The following is a 4,996-nucleotide window of genomic DNA, read 5'->3' as shown; positions in this document are numbered from 1 at the left end:
AGAAATCGAGGTGAAATCCCATGATGAAAGTACGAGGGGCAGGTACTGTGCCCCAATCGATGCCTACGGCCAAATCGGACGATACGTTGTACCCCCGCGTATCATTGGTATTGGCTTGAATTTCAGGGTCAAGGCCGTGGTAACGCGTGATGGTCAGGGCGTTTTGCGCCGTGAGGTACAAGCGGGCCGCCGTCACCCCGTTGAGCTTCAGGCCTTTTTTCAAATCGTAGCCGAGGGTGATGTTTTTGATGCGCAAGTAAGAGCCATCTTCCAGAAAACGGGTGGAAATGCGCCGGTTGCCGTTGCGGTCATCTACACTCACTTTGGGGATATTGGTATTGGTGTTGGTGGGTGTCCAGCGGTTCAAGATGTCGCGGTAGGAATTGAAACCACGCGATTGGGTTTCGTAAGCAAAATTGCCGTAGAGAAAATAAACGTCGTTCCCCTGCACGCCTTGAACCAAAAGGGAGAGGTCAAAATTTTTGTACTGGGCATTAACATTGAGGCCGTAGATGAACTTAGGGAAGGGGCTACCCAAATGGGCGCGGTCTTTGTCGTTGATAAAGCCATCCTGGTTCAAATCTGCAAATTTGACGTCACCAGGGCGGGTATCCACCGTTTGAAAAGGGCTTTGGGCAATTTCTTCTTGCGTCTGGAAAATACCTTGCATTTGGTACAGGAAAAAAGAACCAATCGGATACCCTGGTTCCGTTTTGGTGATGGGCCCATCCGAAAGGCCAAAACCACCCAAAATGGGTTCGGAATCCGCAACGGAAAGCACTTGATTGCGCACCAGCGAAAGATTGGCCGTGATGCCGTAACTGCCCTGATTGGAGCTGCCCTGCTTAATGCGCCCGCGGTAGTTGAGGTTCAGGTCCAGCCCTTTGTTTTCTACCTTGCCTGCGTTGACGTAAGGCGGATTGGCGCCCCCACCGGCTTGTGGCACGGGTACGCGTACAATGATGTCGCTAGTGGTTTTTTGGTAAATGTCGGCAGTTAAGGTAATCTGGTCTTTCAGCAAACTCAGGTCGATGCCCAGATTGTACTGGGTGGTGGTTTCCCACTTGATTTTGCTGTTGCCGGTTTCAACCAATCGTGACCCCGTGGCCACGTCTCCGCCGAAAGAATAGACCCGTTGCCCCGTCTGCACCAGCGAGCTGTAAGGGTAATTGCCAATTTCCTGGTTTCCCAACTGGCCGAAAGAGGCCCGGATTTTCAAGCCCGAGATGGCCTTAATGGACGAAAAGAACTCCTCGTTGGATACATTCCAAGCCGCAGATACCGAAGGAAAATTCCCGTAGCGGTTGCCTTGTCCAAAACGCGAAGAACCATCGCGTCGCAAAGAAGCATTCAGTACATACCTGCCGCCGTAGTTGTAATTGGCCTGGCCAAAGAAAGAATACAAACTCCATTCAGTGCTAATGCCGGATGAACCAACGTTGGTCAAAGTTTGGGGTACGGAATTGTTGATGTTGCGAAACAAAGGATCGGTACGCGAAAAGTTATTGGCCGAAGCACCCAGGTAATTGGTGCGGTTGACGATGGCCTCCATGCCTAGTAAAACCGATAATTTGTGCTTGCCGCGTCGGAGGTTGTAATCTATTGAGTTGTTCCAGACCAGGTTTTGCTCAAAAACACGCGATTCATTCAGCGAAGTCGGGGAATAGATCGCTGGCGAGAGTCTTTCCTTGAATAGCTTTTCGTTGGTAAACAGGAAATCGCCGCCCAGGTTGGTGCGGAAATGCAGGTTTTTCAAGGGTTGCAGTTCTGCAAAAACATTGCCAAATACCCGGTATTTTTTGATGTTCCAATCCGTAGCGGCATTAAAGGCCAGGGGGTTGGCGTTGCCGTCACCGTACAGGCTGGGATCCCCGAGCTCGGAGCTGGTTTTGTACAAAGTTCCATCGGCACGGTAAGCTGGAAAAACTGGCGCTGCAATCAAGGCATAACGAATGCCGCTCAGTTCATTGCCGGGGCCACCGCCGTCACCAGAGCTGCCGATCAGCTTGCGGTCAGAGACCGAAAACGAGAGGTTGTTGCCCACTTTCAGCCAGGAATTGCCGATTTCGCTGTTCATCCTGACCGAGTATTTCTTGAACCCTTGTCCGGTATAAATGCCTTGCTGATCGAGGTATTCGCCCATCAAGTAATAGGAGCCGTGGGGCCCTCCGCCCGTTGCGCTCAGGTAATACCGGCTCATCGGGGCAGTGCTGAAGACCTTATCCAGCCAGTTGTTGTTGGCCAGGGTATCCAATATTTTCGGGTCGTAGCCCGTCAGCTGGCGCCGAGGATCGCGCAGGGCGTTGGCATTTTGAATGGCTTCGTTTCGGATCAGCAGGTATTCTGATGAATTTAGCAATTCGGGCAAACGCGTCGCTTGCTGGATGCCGTGGTATACATCGAAGGCAAAGGCCGTTTTGCCCGATTTGCCTTTTTTGGTGGTGATCAAAACCACGCCATTGGCAGCCCGTGCACCATAAATGGCCGCAGCAGCACCGTCTTTGAGCACTTCGATGGACTCGATGTCGTTGGTGGAAAACATGTTGATGCTGCCCGTAGTGGGAACCCCATCGACGATAAAGAGGGGGTTGTTGCTGCCAAGCGTATTGACGCCACGGATGCGAATCGAAATGTCGTCGCCAGGCGCACCAGTTGCTTGAGTCACCTGCACCCCTGCCACTTGGCCTTGCAGTGCCTGATCCAGCCCCACTACCGGAAGTTTGGCAATATCTTTGGATTTTACGGAGCTAATGGACGAGGCCACATCCGAACGAAACTCGCGCTTGTAGCCAACCACCACCATGTCTTGCAATAGCTGGGTTTCGGTTTCCAATTGCACGGTGAGTAGCGCTGCATCCCGAACGGTCAATTCTTTGGAGGTATACCCAATGAAACTAAAGATCAGTACGCTGCCTTTGGGAGCTTCCAGGCTAAAGGCGCCGTTCAAATCGGTAACTGCTCCCGTTGGGCCTCCCTTGATTTGAATACTCACCCCAATTAAGGCTTGTTCATTGGCGGCATCTGTAACGGTGCCTTTGAGCTGTAGAATGTCGATGGTTTGCCCATACAAACTGCTGAATCCAATCAGCAGGAGTATCCAGATAGGTAGTGTTTGCTTCATATTAGCGGGTGCGTTGCCAAGTCAACTTGGTAGATTTCTTCGTTACTTAGCCAACGCTTGCAAATTTACCCTGAGAATAAATGGTATTGTGGTACTTTCCGGCAAATCAATAGTACCTTTAAGAAATAAGGAACGGAAACAAAATAAAGTAAACCTTTGACTGGCTCTTTTTTCGTTTCCGTTCCTAAGAAAAAAGTTTTTCTTCCTATTCCAAAAGAAAATTTTACGATGGATGTTTTTCTCGAAATAACTCCTCTAAAAGAGTCGGATGTATTTGTGGTATTGGATGCCCTCAACAATCGTTTTGAATATCCCCTACACAACCATGCTGAATTGGAAATCAGCTTGATTACAGGCATCTCCGGCACCCGTATTGTGGGTGACTCTACACAAGCCTACCAGGAAAACGATTTGGTATTTTTAGGGCCCTACCTCTACCACAAATGGGATGGAGCCGTTGATGCTCAACCCAAAGGCAAAAACTACCGCGTGATTACCATCCAGTTTGGGGCAGACCTGTTCAATGCGCAATTGTTGCAAAAAGAGCCTTACTATAAAATCAGGAAACTCCTGCAACGCTGCGGACGCGGTATGCGTTTTTACGGAAAAACATTTGAGGACGTCTTCCTGCGGATGAAAGAACTGAGTACCGATAAAGGCATGGACAGTGTGCTGGAGTTTTTCAAACTTCTGGATGTACTTTCACGATCCAATGAATTCGAATACTTGAGCAGCGAGGGTTTTAGCCCGCAAAGCTCAAAATCTGACAGTCGTCGCATCCAGGTTGCATATACGTATATTCTGGAAAATTTTTCCAATCACCTGATGAAGGTATCAGACCTTGCTGGCCTGATGAACATGAGTGATTCTTCTTTCAGTCACTTTTTCCAAAAACACGCCCACCACAGCTTCAAGCAATTCTTGATTGACATCCGGATGCGTTTTGCCTGCAAATTGCTACTGGATTCAGATGAAACGATCACCGAAATCTGTTTCCACTCCGGCTTCAACAACGTGACGAATTTCAATCGTTTGTTTTTGAAATACCGGCACTGTGCGCCGCTGCAATACCGAAAAAACCATGAGGAGAATCCTGATTTTGACTGGTCGGGACAGCTTACGGTGAATCAGTATATACCAGCGGGAGCACCGAAGCATTGAAACTGTCTTTAAAGAAACGTTTTAAAACTTGGTCAAGCCCTATTTTGCGCTTAAATTTTGTCAAAGCCCTTTTCTAGCAAGGGTATCAGACCCAATCCTAACCTAAAACAATATGAAAAAGATTGAACTTGGAGCCTTTAGCAATTTTGCAGACCGGATTCCTGCACATCACCAGATCAATGGACTCGATCTGGTGGTGATTCGTTACGATGACCAGATTTCGGTATTGTATGGACGTTGTTTGCACCGTGGAGCATTAATGTCCGATGGTCATATTGAAGGCAACAATCTGATTTGTGGCGTACACGGATGGGATTACCGCTACGATACGGGAGTCAGTGAATACAACAATCATGAAGTTTTGCACAAATTTTTCTCTGAAATAAACGATGAACAGGTTTGGATAGATGAGGAAGAGATCAATAATTTTTTAACACAACACCCTCAACCTTTTCAAAGAGACCAGTACTTGGGCCAATATGCCGATACCCACCCTGAAAACACAGAACCCTACACCGGATACATCAAAGCACTTGCCCAAGATGGGTTGAAAAAATTTGGGAAGCACGGTCCGTCCGAATCCATGGGGGTCGACAGAAATACCTTACCGAAGTGGGAGGACATGCAGTTTTTGCCCGCCCAACTGGCCAAACGCCCTTTGCTGGACCACGAAGAGGTGTCTACCAAAGTGGTCATTGGTTTCCGGGCCCAAAA

General features: G+C 48.7%; 3 protein-coding genes. 2 read left to right on the top strand and 1 reads right to left on the bottom strand.

Annotated features, from left to right (window positions below):
• On the bottom strand, window positions 1-3,121 hold a 3,121-nt coding region (locus ABW391_RS19585), incomplete at its 3' end, for a SusC/RagA family TonB-linked outer membrane protein (RefSeq protein WP_353483600.1).
• A 228-nt stretch (window positions 3,122-3,349) separates the two neighbouring features.
• Here ABW391_RS19585 and ABW391_RS19580 point away from each other — a divergent pair.
• On the top strand, window positions 3,350-4,282 hold the full coding sequence (locus ABW391_RS19580) for an AraC family transcriptional regulator (RefSeq protein ID WP_353483599.1): 933 nt from the start codon (window positions 3,350-3,352) through the stop codon (window positions 4,280-4,282).
• 112 nt (window positions 4,283-4,394) lie between these two features.
• Window positions 4,395-4,996: Rieske (2Fe-2S) protein (locus tag ABW391_RS19575; protein ID WP_353483598.1), on the top strand; the 602-nt coding region annotated here is incomplete at its 3' end.

This window comes from Haliscomenobacter sp., assembly GCF_040403615.1.
Classification (GTDB): Bacteria; Bacteroidota; Bacteroidia; order Chitinophagales; family Saprospiraceae; genus Haliscomenobacter.
This window is presented reverse-complemented; position numbering and strand designations above follow the sequence as displayed.